The organism is Pseudomonas abyssi, assembly GCF_003444685.1.
Taxonomy (GTDB): domain Bacteria; phylum Pseudomonadota; class Gammaproteobacteria; order Pseudomonadales; family Pseudomonadaceae; genus Halopseudomonas; species Halopseudomonas abyssi.
Window position 1 is genome coordinate 1,069,629 of sequence record NZ_LMAZ01000001.1, and the last position, 20,182, is coordinate 1,089,810.

General features: G+C 61.1%; 23 protein-coding genes. 20 read left to right on the forward strand and 3 right to left on the reverse strand.

The genetic code is table 11. The features are described 5' to 3' along the window. Window positions 1–28: 28 nt before the first annotated feature. Window positions 29–997, forward strand: a complete 969-nt coding sequence (sppA, locus tag ASB58_RS04965; protein ID WP_118129996.1) for a signal peptide peptidase SppA — start codon at window positions 29–31, stop codon at window positions 995–997. Here the strand turns inward: sppA and ASB58_RS04970 are convergent, their stop codons facing one another. After that, window positions 998–1,576, reverse strand: a complete 579-nt coding sequence (locus ASB58_RS04970; protein WP_118129539.1) for a Maf family protein — start codon at window positions 1,574–1,576, stop codon at window positions 998–1,000. A 131-nt stretch (window positions 1,577–1,707) separates the two neighbouring features. Here ASB58_RS04970 and ASB58_RS04975 point away from each other — a divergent pair, with 131 nt between their 5' ends. From ASB58_RS04975 to ASB58_RS05035, 13 genes are all read left to right on the forward strand, one after another. Further along, window positions 1,708–2,229 (forward strand): YceD family protein, encoded by a 522-nt coding sequence (locus ASB58_RS04975; RefSeq protein WP_118129540.1) that lies wholly within the window; start codon window positions 1,708–1,710, stop codon window positions 2,227–2,229. Between the two features lie 19 nt (window positions 2,230–2,248). After that, window positions 2,249–2,431 (forward strand): 50S ribosomal protein L32, encoded by a 183-nt coding sequence (gene rpmF, locus ASB58_RS04980; protein WP_065335934.1) that lies wholly within the window; start codon window positions 2,249–2,251, stop codon window positions 2,429–2,431. Window positions 2,432–2,434: 3 nt separating this feature from the next. After that, complete coding sequence (gene plsX, locus ASB58_RS04985; RefSeq protein ID WP_118129541.1) at window positions 2,435–3,454, forward strand: phosphate acyltransferase PlsX; 1,020 nt, start codon at window positions 2,435–2,437, stop codon at window positions 3,452–3,454. A 156-nt stretch (window positions 3,455–3,610) separates the two neighbouring features. After that, window positions 3,611–4,549: an ACP S-malonyltransferase gene (gene fabD, locus ASB58_RS04990; protein ID WP_118129542.1), complete on the forward strand. Its 939-nt coding sequence runs from the start codon at window positions 3,611–3,613 to the stop codon at window positions 4,547–4,549. A gap of 10 nt (window positions 4,550–4,559) precedes the next feature. Next, window positions 4,560–5,300, forward strand: a complete 741-nt coding sequence (gene fabG / locus ASB58_RS04995; protein WP_118129543.1) for a 3-oxoacyl-ACP reductase FabG — start codon at window positions 4,560–4,562, stop codon at window positions 5,298–5,300. 174 nt (window positions 5,301–5,474) lie between these two features. Next, window positions 5,475–5,711, forward strand: coding sequence for an acyl carrier protein (acpP, locus tag ASB58_RS05000; RefSeq protein ID WP_088275384.1), 237 nt, complete (start codon window positions 5,475–5,477; stop codon window positions 5,709–5,711). A 211-nt stretch (window positions 5,712–5,922) separates the two neighbouring features. Further along, window positions 5,923–7,164 carry a beta-ketoacyl-ACP synthase II gene (gene fabF / locus ASB58_RS05005; RefSeq protein ID WP_096004673.1) on the forward strand — a complete coding sequence of 414 codons (1,242 nt, stop codon included), beginning with the start codon at window positions 5,923–5,925 and terminating at the stop codon, window positions 7,162–7,164. Then, window positions 7,161–7,994, forward strand: a complete 834-nt coding sequence (gene pabC, locus ASB58_RS05010; RefSeq protein ID WP_118129544.1) for an aminodeoxychorismate lyase — start codon at window positions 7,161–7,163, stop codon at window positions 7,992–7,994. The genes fabF and pabC overlap by 4 nt, the downstream gene beginning before the upstream one ends. Window positions 7,995–7,999: 5 nt before the next feature. After that, window positions 8,000–9,049 carry an endolytic transglycosylase MltG gene (mltG, locus tag ASB58_RS05015; RefSeq protein ID WP_118129997.1) on the forward strand — a complete coding sequence of 350 codons (1,050 nt, stop codon included), beginning with the start codon at window positions 8,000–8,002 and terminating at the stop codon, window positions 9,047–9,049. Beyond that, window positions 9,046–9,678, forward strand: a complete 633-nt coding sequence (gene tmk / locus ASB58_RS05020) for a dTMP kinase (protein ID WP_118129545.1) — start codon at window positions 9,046–9,048, stop codon at window positions 9,676–9,678. The genes mltG and tmk overlap by 4 nt, the downstream gene beginning before the upstream one ends. A 1-nt stretch (window position 9,679) precedes the next feature. Continuing rightward, window positions 9,680–10,663, forward strand: a complete 984-nt coding sequence (locus ASB58_RS05025) for a DNA polymerase III subunit delta' (protein WP_407920669.1) — start codon at window positions 9,680–9,682, stop codon at window positions 10,661–10,663. Between the two features lie 38 nt (window positions 10,664–10,701). Then, window positions 10,702–11,058, forward strand: a complete 357-nt coding sequence (locus ASB58_RS05030; RefSeq protein ID WP_096004676.1) for a PilZ domain-containing protein — start codon at window positions 10,702–10,704, stop codon at window positions 11,056–11,058. A 5-nt stretch (window positions 11,059–11,063) separates the two neighbouring features. Further along, window positions 11,064–11,843, forward strand: a complete 780-nt coding sequence (locus tag ASB58_RS05035; RefSeq protein WP_118129546.1) for a TatD family hydrolase — start codon at window positions 11,064–11,066, stop codon at window positions 11,841–11,843. 248 nt (window positions 11,844–12,091) lie between these two features. Here ASB58_RS05035 and ASB58_RS05040 read toward each other — a convergent pair whose 3' ends face one another. Beyond that, window positions 12,092–13,255, reverse strand: a complete 1,164-nt coding sequence (locus ASB58_RS05040) for an aminotransferase class V-fold PLP-dependent enzyme (protein ID WP_118129547.1) — start codon at window positions 13,253–13,255, stop codon at window positions 12,092–12,094. Window positions 13,256–13,448: 193 nt separating this feature from the next. On the opposite strand from ASB58_RS05040, the gene ASB58_RS05045 reads away from it, so the two are divergent. Together ASB58_RS05045 and ASB58_RS05050 are read left to right on the forward strand one after the other, a co-directional pair. Further along, window positions 13,449–14,096, forward strand: coding sequence for a TetR/AcrR family transcriptional regulator (locus tag ASB58_RS05045; RefSeq protein ID WP_096004679.1), 648 nt, complete (start codon window positions 13,449–13,451; stop codon window positions 14,094–14,096). Window positions 14,097–14,160: 64 nt separating this feature from the next. Continuing rightward, complete coding sequence (locus ASB58_RS05050; protein ID WP_235827255.1) at window positions 14,161–15,174, forward strand: amidohydrolase family protein; 1,014 nt, start codon at window positions 14,161–14,163, stop codon at window positions 15,172–15,174. Window positions 15,175–15,207: 33 nt separating this feature from the next. Here the strand turns inward: ASB58_RS05050 and ASB58_RS05055 are convergent, their stop codons facing one another. Further along, on the reverse strand, window positions 15,208–16,875 hold the full coding sequence (locus ASB58_RS05055; RefSeq protein ID WP_118129549.1) for a carboxylesterase/lipase family protein: 1,668 nt from the start codon (window positions 16,873–16,875) through the stop codon (window positions 15,208–15,210). A gap of 202 nt (window positions 16,876–17,077) precedes the next feature. Between ASB58_RS05055 and ASB58_RS05060 the strand changes: the two genes are divergently transcribed. The 4 genes from ASB58_RS05060 to ASB58_RS05075 all read left to right on the forward strand — a co-directional run bounded on the left by ASB58_RS05060 (window position 17,078) and on the right by ASB58_RS05075 (window position 20,161). Further along, entirely contained in the window at window positions 17,078–17,974 is an 897-nt protein-coding gene (locus ASB58_RS05060; protein WP_407920656.1) for a radical SAM protein, read from the forward strand. Window positions 17,975–17,996: 22 nt separating this feature from the next. After that, window positions 17,997–18,596: a DUF4823 domain-containing protein gene (locus ASB58_RS05065; RefSeq protein ID WP_096004682.1), complete on the forward strand. Its 600-nt coding sequence runs from the start codon at window positions 17,997–17,999 to the stop codon at window positions 18,594–18,596. Window positions 18,597–18,664: 68 nt separating this feature from the next. Beyond that, on the forward strand, window positions 18,665–19,252 hold the full coding sequence (locus ASB58_RS05070) for a DUF1285 domain-containing protein (protein ID WP_096004683.1): 588 nt from the start codon (window positions 18,665–18,667) through the stop codon (window positions 19,250–19,252). A gap of 114 nt (window positions 19,253–19,366) precedes the next feature. After that, window positions 19,367–20,161, forward strand: coding sequence for an alpha/beta fold hydrolase (locus tag ASB58_RS05075; protein WP_118129550.1), 795 nt, complete (start codon window positions 19,367–19,369; stop codon window positions 20,159–20,161). The last annotated feature ends 21 nt before the right edge of the window (window positions 20,162–20,182 follow it).

Genomic DNA, 20,182 nt, shown 5'->3' on the forward strand with positions numbered 1-20,182 from the left:
GGATCAGGATCGCTGGACGGAAGGCAATATGGTATCGGGTGAGCAACGCCGTGAGGCCAAGGAGGATGCTAAGGCCTGGAAGCTGCTTGAAAATACGCTGACCGCTTCGTTGCAGGAGCAGCGTCGCTCGCGTCGCTGGGGGATTTTTTTCAAGACGCTGACCTTTGTATATCTGTTTGTTGCGCTCTTGCTCATCTCGCCGTTTGGCAAAATGGGTGCGGCAACCAGTGTCGGGCCGCATACGGCAGTGATCGAGGTGCGCGGTGTCATTGCTGATCAGGAGGAAGCCAGCGCCGACAATCTGGTAGGGGCGCTGCGTGAGGCGTTTGAGGATGAAAATACCAAGGGTGTGGTGCTGCGTATCAACAGCCCGGGCGGCAGTCCGGTGCAGTCCGGCTACGTCTACGATGAGATCAAGCGTCTGCGTGCGCTGCATCCGGATATCAAGCTGTATGCGGTGATTACCGATCTTGGTGCATCCGGTGCTTATTACATTGCGTCGGCGGCTGATGAGATCTACGCCGACAAGGCCAGTCTGGTCGGCTCGATCGGTGTGACGGCTGCCAGCTTCGGCTTTGTTGGTACGATGGAGAAGCTGGGGGTGGAGCGGCGGACCTATACGGCCGGCGAGCATAAGGCGTTTCTTGATCCGTTTCAGCCGGAGAAGCCGGAGGAAAGGGCTTTCTGGCAACAGGTGCTGAATACCACTCATCAGCAGTTCATCGACAGCGTGAAAGCAGGGCGTGGAGATCGTCTCAAGGAAAGCCCGGATCTGTTCAGCGGTCTGGTCTGGTCGGGTGAGCAGGCGCTGGAGTTGGGGCTGATCGACGGGTTGTCCAGCACCTCTGCAGTGGCGCGCGATGTGGTCGGTGCTGAAGAGCTGGTTGACTTTACTCGCCAGGAGTCGCCGCTGCAGCGCTTTACCCGTCAGCTGGGCGCCAGTATGGGGGCTGAGCTGGCTACGCGTGCCGGCCTGGATGGTCCGCAGCTGCGTTGATTACGGCAGCTGAACGCCTTCTTTTGCCAGCATCGCGCGCAGGCGGATGAGCGGCAGGCCGATCAGGCTGTTGGGGTCGTCGCCCTGCATGCGTTCGATCAGGGTGATGCCCAGGCCTTCGGACTTGAAGCTGCCGGCGCAATCGTAGGGCTGCTCAGTGCGCAGATAGCGTTCGATTTCGCCGCTGCTCAGCGAGCGAAAGGTGACGTGATAGGGCTCGACGATACCCTGCCCCTGTTTGCTGGCGCTGTTGTAGAGATACAGCGCGGTAGAGAAGGTAAGGGTGCGGCCACTGCTGCGGGTGAGCTGATCGACCGCGCCGGCGTGGTCAAGCGGTTTGCTGACGGGCTCGCCGTCCAGCAGGACAACCTGGTCGGAGCCGATGATCAGATGGGTAGGGTAGCGCTCGGCCAGGGCTTGTGCCTTGTTGCGGGCCAGGCGCTCGGTCAGGCTGGCTGCGGACTCTAAGGGCTGCGCTGTCTCGTCAATGTCCGGCGCTGCGCACTCAAAGGGGAGTTGCAGGCGTTCGAGCAGGGCTTTGCGGTAGATTGAGCTCGAGGCAAGGACAAGTGGCAGCATGGTGACTCTCCGGTTGGCTGGGCGCCCATGGTAGCGGCATCTGTGGGCGGTTTGCGAGCCGCCGAACGGCACGACGATCGAGTCTAAATAGTTTTGACAGGCGGGGCATGTACCCCTAGAATTGCGCGCTTATGTCTGGAACCATACCCCCGCACATCGAGCCGCTCCGGCTGGTAGACCGCAGAATCACGCTGGAAGGCGTGGTGAAGACGTCCAGCCTTGGGCGTTTGGCTGCGCTGCTGGATGCGCCGACGGGCGATGTACAGGTCGAACTGTACTTCTCTCGCGACGAACAGGGTATCGCCACTATGCATGGCCGTTATCAGGTAGATGCACCGCTGGTGTGTCAGCGTTGCCTGGAGCAGGTCGTGGTGCCGATTGACAGTGAATGTGATGTGGGGTTTGTAAAAAGCGACGAGGCCGCCAAGCAGCTGCCGCGTCGGTATGAACCGGTTTTTGTGGGTGAGGAGCCTCTCGATCTGTTTGCGCTGATCGAAGACGAGCTGCTGTTGGCGCTGCCAGCAGTGCCGATGCATCCGCCACAAACATGTCAGCATCCGCCAGGGTATCGCCCTGAGACGGCGGAGCTGGAGGAAAAGTCTGAGAAGCCTAATCCTTTCAGCGTGCTGGCCAATTTAAAACGCGATACCTGAGCTTAGGAGCTTATTAGTCATGGCTGTTCAGCAGAACAAAAAGTCCCGTTCCGCACGCGGCATGCGTCGTTCCCACGATGCGCTGTCCTCCGCTGCCTTGTCTGTCGACAAGACCACTGGTGAAACTCATCTTCGTCACCACGTTTCTCCTGACGGTTTCTACCGTGGTCGTCAGGTAGTGAACAAGGACAACGACGAATAAGTTTTGTCCGCGTCAATCCGCATAGCGATTGATGTGATGGGCGGGGACCGCGGTCCCCGCTGCATTGTCTCCGCTGCCCGGCGCAGCCTCTCTCTGTATCCCTCCCTGCATATCACTCTGGTTGGCGCTGCTGATTGCGTTGAACCGTTGCTGACACCTGCCGATCTCGCCTCCGGGCGGATTGTCTTGCGGCCTGCCCGTGAACAGATTCTTGCTGATGATCCGCCTGCCAGCGTACTGCGTGGCAAGCGTGATGCGTCCATGCGTGTCGCCTTGCAGCTGGTGCGCGATGCCGAGGTGGACGGCTGTCTGAGCGCCGGTAATACCGGGGCGCTGATGGTACTGGCGCGCTCGGTGCTGGGTACACTCGATGGTGTGCGGCGGCCGGCAATCATGGCGGCCCTGCCGGTGTCCGGTAAGCTCTGCCACGTACTGGATCTGGGCGCTAATGTCGACTGTCCGGCCGAGCAACTATTCGAGTTTGCGCTTATGGGCTCGGCTGCCGCTGCGCAGTTGAGTGGTAATTCCGCGCCGCGGGTGGCCTTGCTCAATATCGGCAGTGAAACCCACAAGGGCAACCGTCAGGTGCGTGATGCTGCCGCCTTGCTGGCGTCCTGTGCCCAGCTGAATTACATCGGGCACATAGAGGGTGACGGGCTGTTTCGGGGCGAGGCTGATGTGGTGGTGTGTGACGGCTTTGTCGGCAATGTGCTGCTGAAGGCCAGCGAGGGTCTGGCTGGCTATCTGCAGGCCGAGTTGCGCGCGGCAGTGGCGGGTAGTCGTCTGCTACGCTGGCTGGCACCGCTGGTATTGCATGCGACGCGTGCCGTGCGCGAGCGCCACGATCCGGCGCGCTACAACGGGGCCAGCTTGCTCGGGTTGCGCGGTGTTGTGATGAAGAGTCATGGCGCGGCAGACGAGGCGGCCATGGTGGCGGCCATTGGACATACCATGCGCGCCTGCGAGGTACGGCTGCCGGAGCGCATTGCCGGGTGTGTGCAGGAATATCGGGCTGCGCTGTGACCTTGGTCGGGAGTGGTGCATCCAAAAAACCAGTTGGGGTCTGTTGCTGTTTGTGCGCCTGCTTGTTGCGGTCTGCAAGATCGCCCGTCAGGCGACAAAAAACGCAGCGTGGTCCAGCCCCTTAGCTCTGCAATCTTTTGATAACAGGATGATGATATGACGTATTCCCTCGGCTTTGTTTTTCCCGGTCAGGGGTCGCAGTCGGTTGGCATGCTTGGTGAGCTGGCTGAACAGCACGCCGTCATCAAGGATACCTTTGCCGAAGCCTCTGATGCATTGGGCTATGATCTGTGGGCGCTGAGCCAGAATGGTCCCGAAGCTGATTTGAATCGCACTGACCGCACGCAGCCGGCTATCCTGACTGCATCGGTAGCGCTCTGGCGCCTATGGTGTGAGCAGTCTGCTGCACGCCCTGACTTTGTTGCGGGCCATAGCCTGGGTGAGTATTCGGCGCTGGTTGCCGCCGGCGTACTGCCGTTTGCCGAGGCTGTTCGCCTGGTTGAGCGTCGTGGCCAGCTGATGCAGCAGGCCGTCCCCGAAGGGCAGGGCAGCATGGCGGCGATTCTGGGTCTGGAAGATCAGCAGATCATTGATCTCTGCGCTGCAGCCTCTCAGGGTGAGGTGGTTAGTGCGGTGAACTTTAATGCGCCGGGGCAGGTCGTTATTGCCGGCCAGGTGGCGGCGGTTGAGCGTGCCATTGAGGGTTGCAAGGCCGCTGGTGCCAAGCGCGCGCTGCCGCTGCCGGTCAGTGTGCCCTCGCACTGCGCACTGATGCAGCCAGCCGCCGAGCAGCTGGCGGACGACTTTGCTGCGCTGACCTGGCAGGCACCTGAAATTACCCTGGTGCAGAACGTGACGGCGCGTCCGGCGGCCGATCAGGCGGCGCTGCGTCAACTGCTGGTTGAGCAGCTCTACAGCCCGGTGCGCTGGGTTGAATCGGTGGTATATATGGCTGATCAGGGTGTGACTGATCTGGTCGAATGCGGTCCGGGCAAGGTGCTCGGTGGGCTGAACAAGCGTTGCGCCAAAGGCGTCAACAATCACAGCCTGGAAAGTGCTGCGGGTTTTGAGGCCTGTCGCGCACAGTTTGCTTGAGGAGCAGGACATGAGTCTGGAAGGAAAGGTAGCGCTGGTCACCGGCGCGAGCAGAGGCATTGGGCAGGCGATTGCCCACGCGCTGGCAGCGCAGGGTGCCGTCGTTGTAGGGACAGCAACCAGTGATCAGGGCGCCCAGGCAATTGGCGACAAGCTGGCGGCTGCAGGCTACAAGGGCACCGGCATGAAGCTGGATGTACGTGACCCCGAATCAGTTGCTGCAGTGTTGGCTGCGATCACGGAGAGCTACGGTGCGCCGTCGATTCTGGTCAACAACGCGGGTATTACTGCCGATAACCTGTTGATGCGCATGAAAGATGATGAGTGGGATGACGTCATCGGCACCAACCTGAGCTCGGTCTACCGTTTGTCCAAGGCTGTCCTGCGGGGCATGACCAAGGGTCGCTGGGGGCGTATCATCAACATCAGTTCGGTAGTCGGTGGCATGGGTAATGCCGGTCAGTCCAACTACGCGGCAGCCAAGGCGGGTATGGAAGGTTTTACCCGTGCACTGGCCCGTGAAGTAGGGTCTCGAGCCATTACTGTGAACGCGGTTGCACCTGGCTTTATTGACACCGACATGACGCGTGCGCTTAATGACAGCCAGCGTTCGGTCATGCTGGAGCAGATTCCACTGGCGCGCCTGGGGCAGGCTGAGGAAATCGCAGCCGCGGTTGCTTTCCTGGCGAGCGAAAGTGCGGGCTACATTACCGGTGCTACACTGCCGGTCAACGGTGGCATGTATATGTAACTGGCTGCCGCCGGCGGCACAGCTGTCGGCGGTGACGAGTTTCAATAGGTGGAAGCCGCAGGCTTTGACCTCATTTGCGTCAGATACGATTCACGCTTGAAACCAAGAGAATTGTTTCTATAAACTACCCGCAGTCCGGCTTCTCGGAACTGCAAATAGGAGTGAGAACAAGGTATGAGTACCATCGAAGAACGCGTCAAGAAAATCGTTGCCGAGCAGCTCGGTGTCAAAGAAGAAGAAGTCACCAACAGCGCTTCTTTCGTTGAAGATCTTGGCGCTGACTCCCTGGACACCGTTGAGCTGGTGATGGCTCTCGAAGAAGAATTCGAGACCGAGATTCCGGATGAAGAAGCCGAGAAGATCACCACCGTTCAGGAAGCCATCGACTACGTGAATGCTCACCAGAAGTAATCACGTCGCTTGCTGACATAAAAAGCCGCAGTGCCTCACGGACCTGCGGCTTTTTTGTGTCTGCGTGTTTTGGCCGGGCGCAGCAGGGCCGGCCGGCTTGTTGATGGACGCTGGCCTGTCTTGCCGCTGTCGTCGTTTGCGTCGACAATAGGGCAGTTTCGCGGCCGGTGCCGGCTGTCGTGATGTTCAAGCGTTTAATAAGGAGTGTGCCGTGTCGCGCAGACGCGTGGTAGTAACTGGTCTGGGAATGTTGTCTCCCCTGGGTAATACGGTCGAAAGCAGTTGGCAGGCCGCGCTGGCGGGCAAGAGTGGTATCGGCCCGATCGAGCATATGGATGTCAGTGCCTTTTCTACCCGTATTGGCGGGTCAGTACGCGACTTCGAGGTTGAGCTGTACATGGCGGCCAAGGAAGCGCGTAAGCTGGATCTGTTCATTCAGTACGGTCTGGCGGCCTGTATCCAGGCCATCAAGGATTCCGGTCTGGAAATCTCCGACCAGAACCGTGATCGCATCGGCGTGGTGATGGGCTCGGGTATTGGCGGTTTGACCAATATCGAGAAGAACCACGAGCAGTTGCTGAGCAGCGGCCCGCGCCGGATTTCGCCTTTCTTTGTGCCAGGGTCGATCATCAACATGGTCGCGGGTTACCTCTCCATCCAGTATGGCTTGCAGGGACCCAACTATGCACTGACCACGGCATGCACTACGGGTACGCACAGCATCGGCATGGCTGCGCGCAATATCGCCTACGGCGAAGCCGACATGATGGTCGCTGGCGGTTCTGAAATGGCCACCACCGGCCTGGGTCTGGGCGGCTTCAGCGCGGCGCGTGCCATGTCTACCCGCAATGATGACCCGCAGGGTGCCAGTCGCCCCTGGGATCGTGACCGCGATGGCTTTGTCCTGTCCGACGGTGCCGGCGCCATGCTGCTGGAAGAGTATGAGCACGCTAAGGCGCGCGGCGCGACCATTTACGCCGAGCTGGTCGGCTTCGGCATGAGCGGCGATGCCTATCACATGACCGCACCACCGGAAGACGGTCGTGGCGGCGCCAAGTGTATGGACAACGCTCTCAAGGACGCCGGCCTGAATCCGGACGAGGTGGATTACATCAACGCCCACGGGACCTCGACTCCCGCCGGCGATGTTGCCGAGACGCGTGCGGTCAAGAGCGTATTCGGTGCCCATGCCAGCGAACTGGCGATCAGTTCGACCAAGTCCATGACCGGTCATCTGCTCGGTGCTGCCGGCGCCGTCGAGGCCGTGTTCAGTGTGCTGGCGCTGCGTGATCAGGTTGCTCCGCCGACCATCAACCTGGACAACCCCGACGAGGATTGCGATCTGAACTATGTTCCGCATCAGGCGCAGCAGCGCGAGCTGAATGTGGTGTTGTCCAACTCCTTCGGTTTTGGTGGCACCAACGGTAGCCTGGTATTCCGTCGCTGCGAATGACGGGGGACGGCAAGGTAGCGGGCTGGACCCAGGTCAATGGCGAGCTGGCTGACAGCTTGCCCCTGAGTGATCGGGGGCTGGCCTACGGTGACGGCCTGTTCGAGACGTTGCGGGTGGTTGGCGGACGTATGCCGTTGTTGACGCGTCACCTGCAGCGTCTGCAACGTGGCTGCGCGGCCTTGTCGCTGTCTGTTGATCTGGCGTTGATCGAGGCAGAACTGGTGGCTGCGGCCGCAAGGCTGGGTGAGGGCGTGTTGAAGCTGACACTGACACGTGGTTCCGGCCCGCGCGGTTACGCACCGCCAGAGCAGCCAACGCCCAGTCGCATTCTCTCCGCTGCGCCGCTAGCGGCTACCGATCCCCGTCTTCGCGATGGTATCGCACTCTTTCCCTGCCGCACCCGATTGTCCGAGCAGCCGTTGCTGGCGGGGCTCAAACACCTCAATCGGCTGGACCAGGTATTGGCGCGCGGCGAGTGGCAGAGCACGGAGTTTGCCGAAGGGCTGGTCTGTGACCAGCAGGGACGGCCGGTCGAGTGCACCATGAGCAATCTGCTGGTCTGGCGCGATGGCGGCTGGATTACGCCGTCGTTGGACCATTGCGGTGTGCGCGGTGTCATGCGTGACTATTTGCTCGATACGCTGACGGCGCAGGGCGTGCCGGCTGAAGAGCGGGTTATGGATATGGATATGCTGTACAGTGCGCAGGAAGTCTGCTGCTGCAACAGCCTGATTGGAGTCTGGCCGGTGGTGCGGCTGGGCGAGCGGAGCTGGCCGGTAGGGCCACAGACCCGCCTCCTGCAAACCCTGGCAGAACAGGTTTATCAGTGAAAAGTATTGGCAAATTTTTAGTCGTAGCGCTGTTTCTGGGCGTGGTTACAGCGCTGTGTGGTGGTGTCTGGGGGTTTGTCACCCTGCAGCGAGCGCTGCATCAGCCGCTGCAGCTGAGCGATCCCGAAACGCTGGTGGTTCAGCCGGGCAGCAGCCCGGCGCGGGTGTTCAGCGAACTTCAGCAGCAGGGTGTGCTGCATGATGCCGCCTGGTTGCGGCGCTATTGGCAGTGGCAGATGGAAGGCGCGGTGCTGCACGTTGGTGAGTACCAGCTGCAGCCGGAAATGACTGCGGCAGAGTTGCTGCACATGATGGAGCGGGGCGAGGTGTTGCAGCGCTCGGTGACGCTGGTCGAAGGCTGGAATTTCCATCAGGTGCGTGCCGCACTGCGTGCTGCCGACAAGCTGAAGCAGAGCCTTGATGCTGATCTGAGCGATGCCGAGGTGATGGCGTCCCTGGGTTTTGAGGGTGAGCATCCGGAAGGTCGCTTTTTCCCCGACACCTATCAGTACACCCTGGGTATGAGCGATCAGGACATTCTGCGCCGTGCCCATAAGCGCATGGCCTCGGTACTTGCCGAGGTCTGGGAGACGCGCGCCGACAACCTGCCGATCAAGTCCCCCTACGAGGCGCTGATTCTGGCCTCCATTGTTGAAAAGGAAACCGGCGTGCCCTCTGAGCGTGGCCAGATTGCAGGCGTCTTTACTCGTCGTCTGCAGATAGGTATGCGTCTGCAGACCGACCCCACGGTGATCTACGGCATGGGGGCTGACTATCAGGGCAATATCCGTCGCCGTCATCTGCAGCAGGCCACGCCCTATAACACCTACGTCATTGACGGCCTGCCGCCAACGCCGATTGCCATGCCCGGACGCGAGGCGCTGGAAGCTGCGGTCAAGCCGGAGCCCGGAAAGAGCCTCTATTTTGTCGCCAAGGGCGATGGCTCCCATGTGTTCTCCAATTCGCTGAGCGAACACAACCGGGCGGTGCGTGCCTATCAGCTGCAGCGGCGCAGCGACTACCGCTCCAGCCCGGCGTCGGAGGCAGCGCCATGACTGGCGTCTTTGTCACCCTGGAAGGCCCTGAAGGCGCCGGCAAGTCGACCAACCTCGCTTATATTGCCGCTGCGCTGCGCGCGGCGGGCTGTGAGCCGTTGCTGACCCGCGAGCCAGGCGGTACGCCTATCGCCGAACAAATACGCGGGCTGTTGCTGGCGCACCATGAAGAGCCGATGGACGATGATGCCGAGCTGCTACTGGTGTTCGCCGCTCGCGCGCAGCATCTGAATCGGGTCATTCGGCCGGCCCTGGCGACTGGCCGTGTGGTCATCAGCGACCGCTTTACCGACGCCACCTATGCCTATCAGGGCGGTGGCCGGGGTATTGACCTGACGCGCATCGCCGCGCTGGAGCATTGGACTCAGGGTGACCTGCGACCCGATCTGACCCTGGTGCTGGACGTACCGGTCGAGGTCGGTATGACCAGAGCGCGCGCACGCAGTGCGCTGGACCGCTTCGAAAGTGAGCAGCAGTCGTTCTTCGAGGCGGTGCGCAGTAGCTATTTGAGTCGGGCGGAGCTGGCGCCCGAGCGCTATGTGATCGTCGATGCCAGCGCTGATCTGGATCAGGTCCAGCAGCGTCTGCAGCCGTTCATCGAACAGGTTCTGGAGCGTTGGCGTGGCTGATGTGACCACCGCGATGCCCTGGCACCAGGGGCACTGGCAGGCGCTGGTGGGGCAGCAGCACTTTGCTCACGCCTATCTGTTTACCGGGCCGTCGGGCGCAGGCAAGCGCGCTTTTGCTTCCGCGTTCGCGGCCTGGCTGATGTGCGAGCAGCCAACTGGCGGCCAGGCCTGTCAGCAGTGCCGCAGCTGTCTGTTACGCCAGGCCGGCAGCCATCCCGATCTGCTTAGCATCGCGCCCGAAGAGCAGGGCAAGGCGATTCGTGTTGATGCCATTCGCCGGTTGGTCGACTTTATTGCCCAGACTGCCCAGCAGGGAGGCCGCAAGGTGGTGTTGCTGCAACCGGCCGAGGCAATGAACCAGAATGCTGCCAACGCATTGCTCAAATCGTTGGAAGAACCAACGGCTGATACTTATCTGCTATTGATCAGTGATCAGCCCAGCCGCCTGCTGCCGACCATTCGCAGCCGTTGCCGGGTGCAGCCACTGGGCGCTCCGGGTCAGCAGCAGGCGTTGTCCTGGCTCGCCGCTGAGTTGCCTGACAGCACTGCCGAGCAGCAAGGCTTGCTGCTGCAGATGGCGGGTGGGGCACCTTTGCGTGCGCTGGCGCTGCAGCAGATGGACGCCTTGGCCCTGCGTGACAAGGTTGTTGAGGGCGTCAAGGCGCTGCTTAAGGGGCAGATATCGGCGCCGCGCCTGTGCGAGCAGTGGAACGCGGTGCCGGTAGAGCTGTTGCTTGACTGGTTTGCCGACTGGACGCTGGATTTGCTCAAGCTGCAGCAGCGGGCCCAGGAAACGGCCAGCAACGCGGACATGGACAAGGTGCTGGGTTACATGGCGCAACGTGTGCAGCCGCTGGCGCTGCTACACTGGCAAGAGTGGTTGCTGGCACATCGCCGCCAATTCGATAACAAAGCGAACCTTAATCGCCAACTGTTTCTGGAAAAGCTGCTCGCAGAGTGGAAAACGCTGGCTGAAAGGCGTTAACCTTCCAGCCATTGCCTGATACCAAAAAGGAATAACAGATGACCACCCCTGCTGCTCCGGGTCCGCGTAACGGCATTCTGTCGCTGACCATCAAGGACAAGTCTGTGCTGTACGCGGCGTACATGCCGTTCGTCAAGCACGGTGGGTTGTTCATCCCGACCAACAAAAGCTACCGCCTGGGTGATGAAGTCTTCATGTTGCTTAACCTGATGGAAGAGCCAGAGAAGATTCCGGTTGCCGGCAAGGTCATCTGGGTGACCCCCAAGGGCGCTCAAGGTAACCGCGCTGCGGGCATCGGCGTGCAGTTCAGTGACCAGGACAATACCGCCCGCAGCAAGATCGAAACCTATCTGGCCGGCGCGCTGCAGTCGGACCGCCCGACCCACACCATGTAGTTGTTATGCTGATTGACTCGCACTGCCATCTTGATCGCCTTGATCTGACTCCCTACGACGGTTCCCTTGATGCCCTGCTGGATGCCGCCCGTACGCGCGGCGTCGGCAAGTTTCTGTGCATTGGCGTGGACGCCAACAATGCCGCCACCGTTCAGCAACTGGCTGATGCACACGCCGATGTCTTCTGCAGCGTCGGCGTGCATCCGCTCGACCTGAAGGATGGACGAGCAACAGACCTGGCCTGGCTGCTGGACCAGTTAACGCACCCGCGTACCGTGGCTATCGGTGAGACCGGGCTGGATTATCACTATGAGCCGGAGCTGGCTGAACAGCAGAAGGCGTCTTTTGCCATTCATCTGCAGGCGGCTCGGGAAACCGGCAAGCCCGTGGTGATCCACACCCGCGCTGCCCGTCAGGACACCCTGGACATGCTGCGCGAAGCCGATCTGGCCAATGCCGGTGTGTTGCATTGCTTTACCGAAGACTGGCCCATGGCCCGTGCTGCGCTGGATATGGGCTACTACATCTCGCTCTCGGGTATCGTTACCTTCCGCAATGCCGACGCGCTGCGTGAGGTCGCCCGGCAGGTGCCGGCTGACCGCCTGCTGGTCGAAACCGACTCACCTTATCTCGCCCCTGTACCGCATCGTGGCAAGCCCAATGAGCCGCAGTACGTTTGCGAGGTGGCGGCGTTTCTCGCCGAGCTGCGCGGCGAAACCCTGGAGCAGTTGCAGCAGCAGACCACGGATAACTTCCATCGACTGTTTCCGCTGGCTGCTGGTTGATCACAACCGGGTCCATGCTCGTCGCGTTCACCTATCCTTTCGACAGCACAAAAAAAACCCGAATTCTGGGGGATGAATTCGGGCCAAGACCATTAGGAGTGATACAGAGGCAGGACAGAGCCCGCCCGTTCAGGAATGACACTTGGGGGGTATGTCATTCCTGATAGCTTCAGTATTGTCGAAATTGTCCGGCTTTCCACCGCGCTTTGCCGCTTTTATAAACTGATTTGGAATACGCTCGACCCAGCTTATCGTGAAGGGTTGTTATTGCTTGTTTGGTTGATCAATTCGGCCAGTCGTGCCAGTGCGCTTTCCAGTGTCGACTGCGGTGTGTAGAAGTGCGGCGACCAGCGAATGCCGCCACCGCGCAGCGCACAGACAACCCCCCGATCCATCAATGCCTTGTGCAGTGCCTTGTGGTCTTGGCCGGCTACTGAAAAGGTGATGATGCCCGAGCGGCGCCCGGGGCGCATGTCGCTCAGTACCTGGACTCCAGGCAAGGCTTGCAGGCGCTCAGCCAGCAAGCAGATACGCGCGTCCAGCTGTGCGGCAACCCACGGCATGTCGGCTTCGAGCAACAGCGACAGGCTGGCCGACATGGCCTGCTGGGCCAGAGTATTCGGACTGCCAGCCTCGAACCGGCGGGCTGAGCGGGCAGGGTGCCAGTCGCTGCGGTCGTAGTCGCCGATGGCCTCGACCATATGCCAGCCGTGCTGGGTTAGCTGCAGCTGGTCGCGGACTCTGGCATGGCAGAAGAACACGCCCAGCCCCTCCGGCGCCAGTAGCCACTTGTGCCCGTCGGCCATAGCGAAATCGCAATCGATCTGCTGAACGTCGAATGGCTGCGCGCCGAGGGTCTGGATGGCATCGACGCAGAACAGCACGCCGCGCGCGCGGCAGGCGGTGCCCAACTGTTGCAGATCCAGCCGCAGGCCGGTGCCGTACTGTACCGAGCTGATGCTCAGTAGCCGGGTGCGAGGCCCCATAGCGTCGATCAGCGCCTGCTCGGGCTCGCTTGCCAGGTCAACGGCAATGACCTCTACCCCCCGACCGGCAAGGGCTTCCCAGGGCAGGCGGTTGGACGGGAATTCCTGATTGCTGATGATGACCTGGTCGCCGGGCTGCCAGTCCACGCCTTGGGCAACGAATGAAAGCGCCTCGGAGGTATTCTTGACCAGGGCAATATCGTCACTGTGCGGTGCATTCAGCAGGGTGCGCAGCTGATCGCGCAGCTGGCGTTCGCCGCGGCTCCAGCGAGGGTAATCCTGCGCGCCCTGTTGCAGGTTCTCGCTGGCGAAGGCGCTGACGGCCTCGGCAGCGCGTTTGGGCCAGGGCGCGACAGCCGCGTGGTTGAGATAGCAGAGGCCGTCTGCCTGCGGAAATTCCGCTTGCCAGCGGTGGTCATCAATCATACGAGGCTCCCGGTGTCATTTCTGCCAATGTCCGGACTCCTGGTACCAAGGGGCTCCCCAGGTCCGCCAAATGGCCTTGCAAAGCCTATTTAGACACAGTTGAACTGGATAGTCAGCTTGTAAGCAAATATGGGCACAGGGTCATCACTTTGGCATAATGATGCACTTTGCCAAATTGAATCCGGGTAGCTTAATGCAGAAAGAGTCACGAAAAGTCCGCGAATTTCGTCGTCGCGAACAGGAAATTCTGGATAGTGCCCTGCGCCTTTTCCTGGAGCAGGGCGAGGACAGCGTCACGGTGGAAATGATCGCCGATGAAGTCGGGATTGGCAAAGGCACCATCTACAAGCACTTCAAGTCCAAGGCCGAGATTTATCTGCGCTTGATGCTTGATTACGAGCGCGACCTTGCCGAAATGATGCATTCCGAAGCGATCGAGCGTGATAACGCTGCCTTGCCGCGGGACTATTTCGAGTTTCGCATGAGCGATCCGGAGCGCTATCGCCTGTTCGACCGGTTGGAAGAGAAGGTGGTCAAGTCCAACCAGCTGCCGTCTATGGTCGAAGAGCTGCATCAGATCCGCACCTCCAACTTCAATCATGTAACCGGCATGATTCAGTCGCGTATTGATGACGGCAAGCTCGAAGATGTTCCGGCGTACTTTCACTATTGTGCCGCCTGGGCGCTGGTGCACGGCGCTATGGCCATGTACCACTCGCCGTTCTGGCAGGATGTGATCAAGGATCAGGAAGGGTATATGCAGTTCCTGATGGATGTGGGTGTGCGCATGGGCAACCGCTTCAAGCGGCGCAAGGAAACCGAGGCGGCTGACCCCTCCTGAACTCCCGGTCCAGGCGACAGTCTGAGCTTTCGGAGCCCACGACAGGAGTCGCCCCGTGCCCTTTATTCGCAGTTTCTTGACCGGCGCTGTTTGCGCCGGTTTGCTGTTCTCGACGTCGCTGTCTGCGCGCGAGTACAGCTACAGTGACGCCCATCTGCATTTTGTTGATTTCTTCCAGGAGAGTGCCGGGCTGGACAGCCTGATCGAGGCCATGGATGAGGCCAACGTCGAGCATGTGATGTTGTCCGGTATTCCGGTGGCCAAGCAATGGCATGAGAACGAGCCCAAGCGGCCGCGTTACTATGCCGGTGATGACGGCAGTGCCTACTGGTTCAGCGCCACTGATCTGCTGATTGCCAAGGCGCTGGAGCAGGTGCCGGCTGATCAGCGCCACCGTTTCCATCCTTTTCTTTCCGGCTTCAACCCGAACGACAAGAATGCCGATGCGCACATACGCCGTATGCTGGAGTTGTATCCGGGCGTGTGGCAGGGGCTGGGGGAGGTCTTTACGCGCCATGACACCTTGACCGCGCTGATCCACGGCGAGGCGCCGCGTGCCAATAGCGAAGCGATGAACCGGGTATATGATCTGGCCGAGGAGTTTGATCTGCCGGTGATGGTGCACAGCAACATTACCTCCTGGCGCGAGCGAAATCCGCTGTATCTGCAGGAAATTGAAGAGCCACTGCGTAATCACCCAGGCGTCCGGATCATCTGGGCCCATGCCGGTACCAGCATGGAGATTCACCGCCATCAGGATCGTCTGGAGTTCTTGCTGCCCACGCTGCGGCGCATGCTGACGGCCTACCCCAACCTGTATATCGACATGTCCTGGACGGTGCGCGAACCTTATCTGCTGAATGCAGAGGGCGAGCCTGACCCGGAGTGGGTGCGGTTGGTGGAAGACTTTCCCAGCCGCTTTATGCTCGGCTCCGACGTAGTCGGTCGCTTCGACAGCCTGGGTAAGTATATGAGCGGGTTTGATCCCTTTCTGGATGCCTTGAGCGAGGATGTTGCCCGCGCTGTTGCGCTGGACAACTTCCTGGCGGTATTGCCCCGCGCGCCAAGCGAAGATTGAACGGCCCCGCTCGTGGCGGGGCCGTTGCTGGGGTTACCGCGCTGCCGGCAACGTCAGTGGCGGCGCCTGCCAGTAGGCGCAGTTGTGGTAGCCCAGGAAGGTAAGGGCGCTACTGCTGGCGGCATTGGGTACATCCAGTACCTGCAGGTTGCCGGTGGCGGCCTGGGCCCAGCTGGCAGCAACGCCGTCGGTGGTGTTGGGGTCGCCGGTCTTGGCGAACTGTGTCCAGTAGTCGACCATTTCCTCGGACAGGCTCAACAGATCAGCCGTGTCACCAGAGTAGCGTGTCTGCATTACGCTATCCGGGTAGAGCACGTACGGAATCTCGCCGGCATGGGTGGCGCCCAGCGGGAAACTGACGGCCACTGGCGGCACCAGTGTCCAGGGCGCGTCCTCATCGCGGAACCAGTACTGAAAGGTGTTCATGCTGGCACCCGCGAAGGTGCTGGCATGCACGTAGGCGTTGCAGGCAAACATGAAGTCGGTCCAGATCGCCGACAGCGCCGCTTCAAAGGGCTTGGCGCTGCCGGCTACCCGCGCCAGGTAGTCGGTTGCAATCTGATCGGCGTCGTAGGGGACGCTGGCCTGATAGGGCTGAAAGAAGGCGTCGACACGGCTGCGGTATTCGGCTTCGTCGTCGATCGGGTTGCCGCCAACCTCATCCAGCGCCACGAACAGCGTGCCTTCGTTCTGGTTACTGCCGATCAGCACATCCAGGCTGTCATTGAAGCTGCCTTCGTTCAGTGCCTGCATGATCGACTTGGGTAGCAGGTCGGAGTCTGGGTCGACAGTCGGCATGGATTGCGACCCTTGAGCGGCCAGCAGGCTCGACACCGGCAGGGCGCGCAGACAGTCGGCGGCGGTGTCGAGGTCGGTACAGCCCAGGGCGTTGGCGACGCCCACACCGCCGGCCTGTGCTGCAGCCTTGGGCACCTGGAAGGGAGCGTATGAGCCGCTCTGCACGATGGCGCGCTGGAACAGGCCCTCGGTTTCTGCCCGTGGCGAGACGATGTGGCTCATGACACTGTGGCCGCCGGCGGACTCACCAAAAATGGTGACGTTATCGGCATCCCCGCCGAAGGCTTCGATATTCTGTTGCACCCAGCGCAGGGCCTGCTGCTGGTCCATCAGGCCGAAGTTGCCGCCGTTGGAGACGAGTGAGGGGTGGGCAAGAAAGCCCAGGTTACCCAGACGGTAGTTGAGGGTGACCACTACCACATCCTGCGCAGCCAGACGGGTCGGGTCATACTCGCCACCGCCGTTGCCAAAGACAAAGGCGCCGCCGTGAATCCACACCATCACCGGCAGGTCCTTGGCGTCGGTCGGCGTGTACACATTGAGGTACAGGCAGTCTTCGTCGCCGGCTGCGGCGCCGGTGGTGATGTCGCTCTGCGGGCAGCTGTTACCGAAGTCCTGGGAGAGGGTCAGTGTGCCGTTGCGCGCCTCAGGTGGCTCTGGCGGTGCAAAGCGCCGTTCGCCGACCGGGGGCTTGGCGTAGGGAATGGCGCGGAAGATACGCAGGTTGTCTGTCTTGATGCCGAGCACCTGGCCTTCCGTGGTGCTCACGGCCAGCGGGTTGGGCGTGGTGTCGTCGCCACCGCCACCGCTGGACAGGCAGCCGGTTAATGACAGCGCGGCAACCGCCAGGCTGAGGGTCTTGAATAGGGGGAGCCCGTTCGGGCGCGGGAAAGCAGCGTTCATTATTGTTGTCCTGTGCTTGGAAAAGGTCGGGGCAATTGCTCAGGTTGTCTCGTGATGGAGCAAACGCCTCGGCTGGCACGCAGACTATATGTGAAGTGCATCACGCCGGGCTAAACACGTCCGGGTGGTGTGAAAAGATGGGGCAGGTGGTTATGATGTCCGGTTTTTGTCGTTTGCAGTGCCATAAGAAAGAGATGCCCTGATGATGCAAGAAGCCTTTCCTGTCAGTTACATAGAGCCGGTTTTTCGTCCGCCAAGCGAGGCGCACTCGCTGATACTGCCGGTAACCAACGGCTGCTCCTGGAATAAGTGCACCTTTTGCGAGATGTACACGGCGCCGCAGAAGAAGTTTCGCGCCCGTGATGAGGCCGAGGTGCTGGAAGAGATTCGCAAGGTGGGTGAACGCTATATTGTTCAGCGCATATTCCTCGCCGACGGCGACGCCATGGTACTGCCGACCCATCGCCTGCTGCGCATCCTGCAGGCTATCGCCGAGCACATTCCCAGTGTCGAGCGAGTGACCTCCTACTGCCTGCCGCGCAACCTCAAGCGCAAGTCGGTAGAGGAATTGAGCGAGTTGCGCGATGCCGGGTTGGCTATGCTCTATGTGGGCGCCGAGTCGGGTGATGATGAGGTGCTGGAGCGGGTCAACAAGGGTGAAAGCTATGCCTCCACAGCCGACGCCCTGAACAAGGCCGGGGAAGCGGGGCTGAAGCGCTCGGTGATGATTCTTAATGGTCTGGGCGGCAGCACCTTGAGTGATCAGCACGCCGACCACTCGGCTCGTCTGGTGAATGAAACCCAGCCCGAGTTCGTCTCCACCCTGGTTGTCAGCTTCCCTCAGGGCATGGAGCGTTTTCAGGCCCGTTATCCGGATTTTGCGCCGCTGACACAGGAGCAGCTGTTCCAGGAACTGCTGCGTTTTGTCGGTGCGCTGGAGCTGGACAACACTACTTTTCGCAGCGACCATGCATCCAATGCGCTGGTGCTCAAGGGCGAGCTGGGCCGGGACAAGGCGCAGTTGTTGGGGCAGATCGAACAGGCGATCGCCCGTCCGCACTCGGCGGGTCTGCGGCCGGAGTGGATGCGCGGTCTCTAGCTGATAACTGAGGGCAGGTCACATGCGCACCTTGTTGATTGTATTGGGAATGCTGTCACTGACTGGCTGCATGAAACCGTCTGACATGCAGCAGCAGGCCGGCTACTACATGGGCGATGCGGGCCTGCTCAATCATTATCGCATCGAGCGCAGCAGTACCTGGGTGCTGCAGTCTGACTCCAAACTGTACATCGCTCAGGGGCATTTTCTGCCGATTGGCGAACCCTACGCCCGGCCTAATGTCGTAGCAGAAGAGGCGTTTGCTGCTGCGGTTGAGGTGTTTCCGGTAGTACGTCGCTCACCCCAGCCGTTAGGGCTGGAGGAAGCGCTGGCCGAAGCCGGCAGCTTTGGCTACGACTACCTGCTCTATACCCGCTTTGCCGCCGCCGACGATGCGGTGGGCAGCCGGGAAGAATGGGAAACCTCGGAGCAGTGGGGCGATGTCGGTCGAGACCGCGGTGTGCTGCAGCTGATGCTGCTTGAAGTGGGCTCGCGCCATCTGGTCGACTACGCCCGCATCGAGACCCGTGGCGGTTTTCTGCAGTTTTATAACGCCTCGCCCGATGACCTGCTGCGGCCACCGCTGCAGGACTACACCCGGCAATTGCTGGGTCGGCACTGACAGGCCGGGCAGGGCATTGCGCGCTGCCGGTTCGCAGTTGCCGTCCGGCAGATCCAACAGGAGAGCTCATGTCCCGTCGTGCACCACCCCCGCAATCCCTTCTCGACAGCATTCCTCAGCGTGGCGCGTTGCAACGCCGCGAGCCCGCCCCGGTAGAGCAGTGGGATACACCGTTGAGCGGCGAAATGGACATGCGCATTGCTCGCGACGGCACCTGGTATCACGAAGGTGACGCGATTGAGCGCAAAGCGCTGGCCCAGTTGTTTTCCAGCATTTTGCGGCTGGATGAGGATGGCCGCTACTACCTGGTAACCCCGGTCGAGCGCTGGGGCATCCAGGTCGATGACGCGCCCTTTGTGGCTACCCGCCTGCGTATCGAGGGACAGGGCGAGCAGCAGCGCCTGCACTTCACTACCAACCTGGAAGACGAGGTGACGCTGGACGCCGAACATCCGCTGCGCGTGCAGGTCGACCCCGACACCCAGGAGCCGGCCCCCTACATTCTGGTGCGCGGCAATCTCGAAGCGCTGATCGGACGTAACGTGTTTTACGAGCTGGCCGAGCTGGCTGTCGAGCATGAGCAGCAAGGGACTGCCCGCACCGGCGTCTGGAGCTGTGGTCAGTTCTTTGCCCTGGACGGCAGCCAGACAAACTGAGCGTCTCCTGTACCTGCCTATCAAACTCCCCTATATCCCCCAACAGGGGGGTGAATCCTCTTGGGTGACGTCTTCTAGCATCAGGGTCTGATCAGCCGACCGGAGCATGCGCCCATGGCGTACCTGATGGTGAACGACGTCCGCCTGCATTTCGAGCGTTACCCGCAGCCCGGCAAGCCGGTTCTGGTGCTGAGCCATTCGCTGTTTTTCGATTGGCGGATGTTTGAGCCGCTGATCGAGCAGTTGCACCAGGACTTCGAGATAGTGGTCTACGACCATCGGGGGCAGGGGCTGAGCAGCTGCGCCGGCAACCTGGATATGGATACCCTCACCGACGACGCGCTGGCGCTGATCGACGCGCTGGAGCTCGCGCCCTGCTACTTTGCCGGCAACTCCATGGGCGGCTTTGTCGCCCTGCGGCTGGCGGCACGTTATCCGCAGCGTCTGGCCGGTTGCATCGTGATGGGCAGCAGTGGCGACCTGGAGCGGCAGCTGGCCGAATTCGAGCCATTGGTCGAGCAGCTGGCCCGCGAGGGTGCTGCCGATCAGATCGATACCCTGATGTTCATCATGTTTGGTGACGACACCCTGCGCAGCCCGTCGCAAGCGGCGCTATGCGCTCGCTGGCGGGCGCGCATGCGCGAGCTCGGGCCGCGTATTGGGGAGGCGGCGCGCGGCGTTATCCATCGTCGCTCGGTATTGCCAGAGCTGACCGGCCTGCGCGTGCCGTTGCTGGTGCTTGCCGGCGAACAGGACCATGCCTACAGCGTCGCGCAGTCGCGGCAGATCATCGAGCACAGCGGCCACGGCGACTGCCAGGTGGTTGCTGGCGCAGGGCACTCGGTTGCCCTGGAACAACCCGGCCAGGTGGCCGAAGCCATTCGCCGTTTTGCCGGCAAGACGACCTGATCGCTGCATGCCATCAGGTCT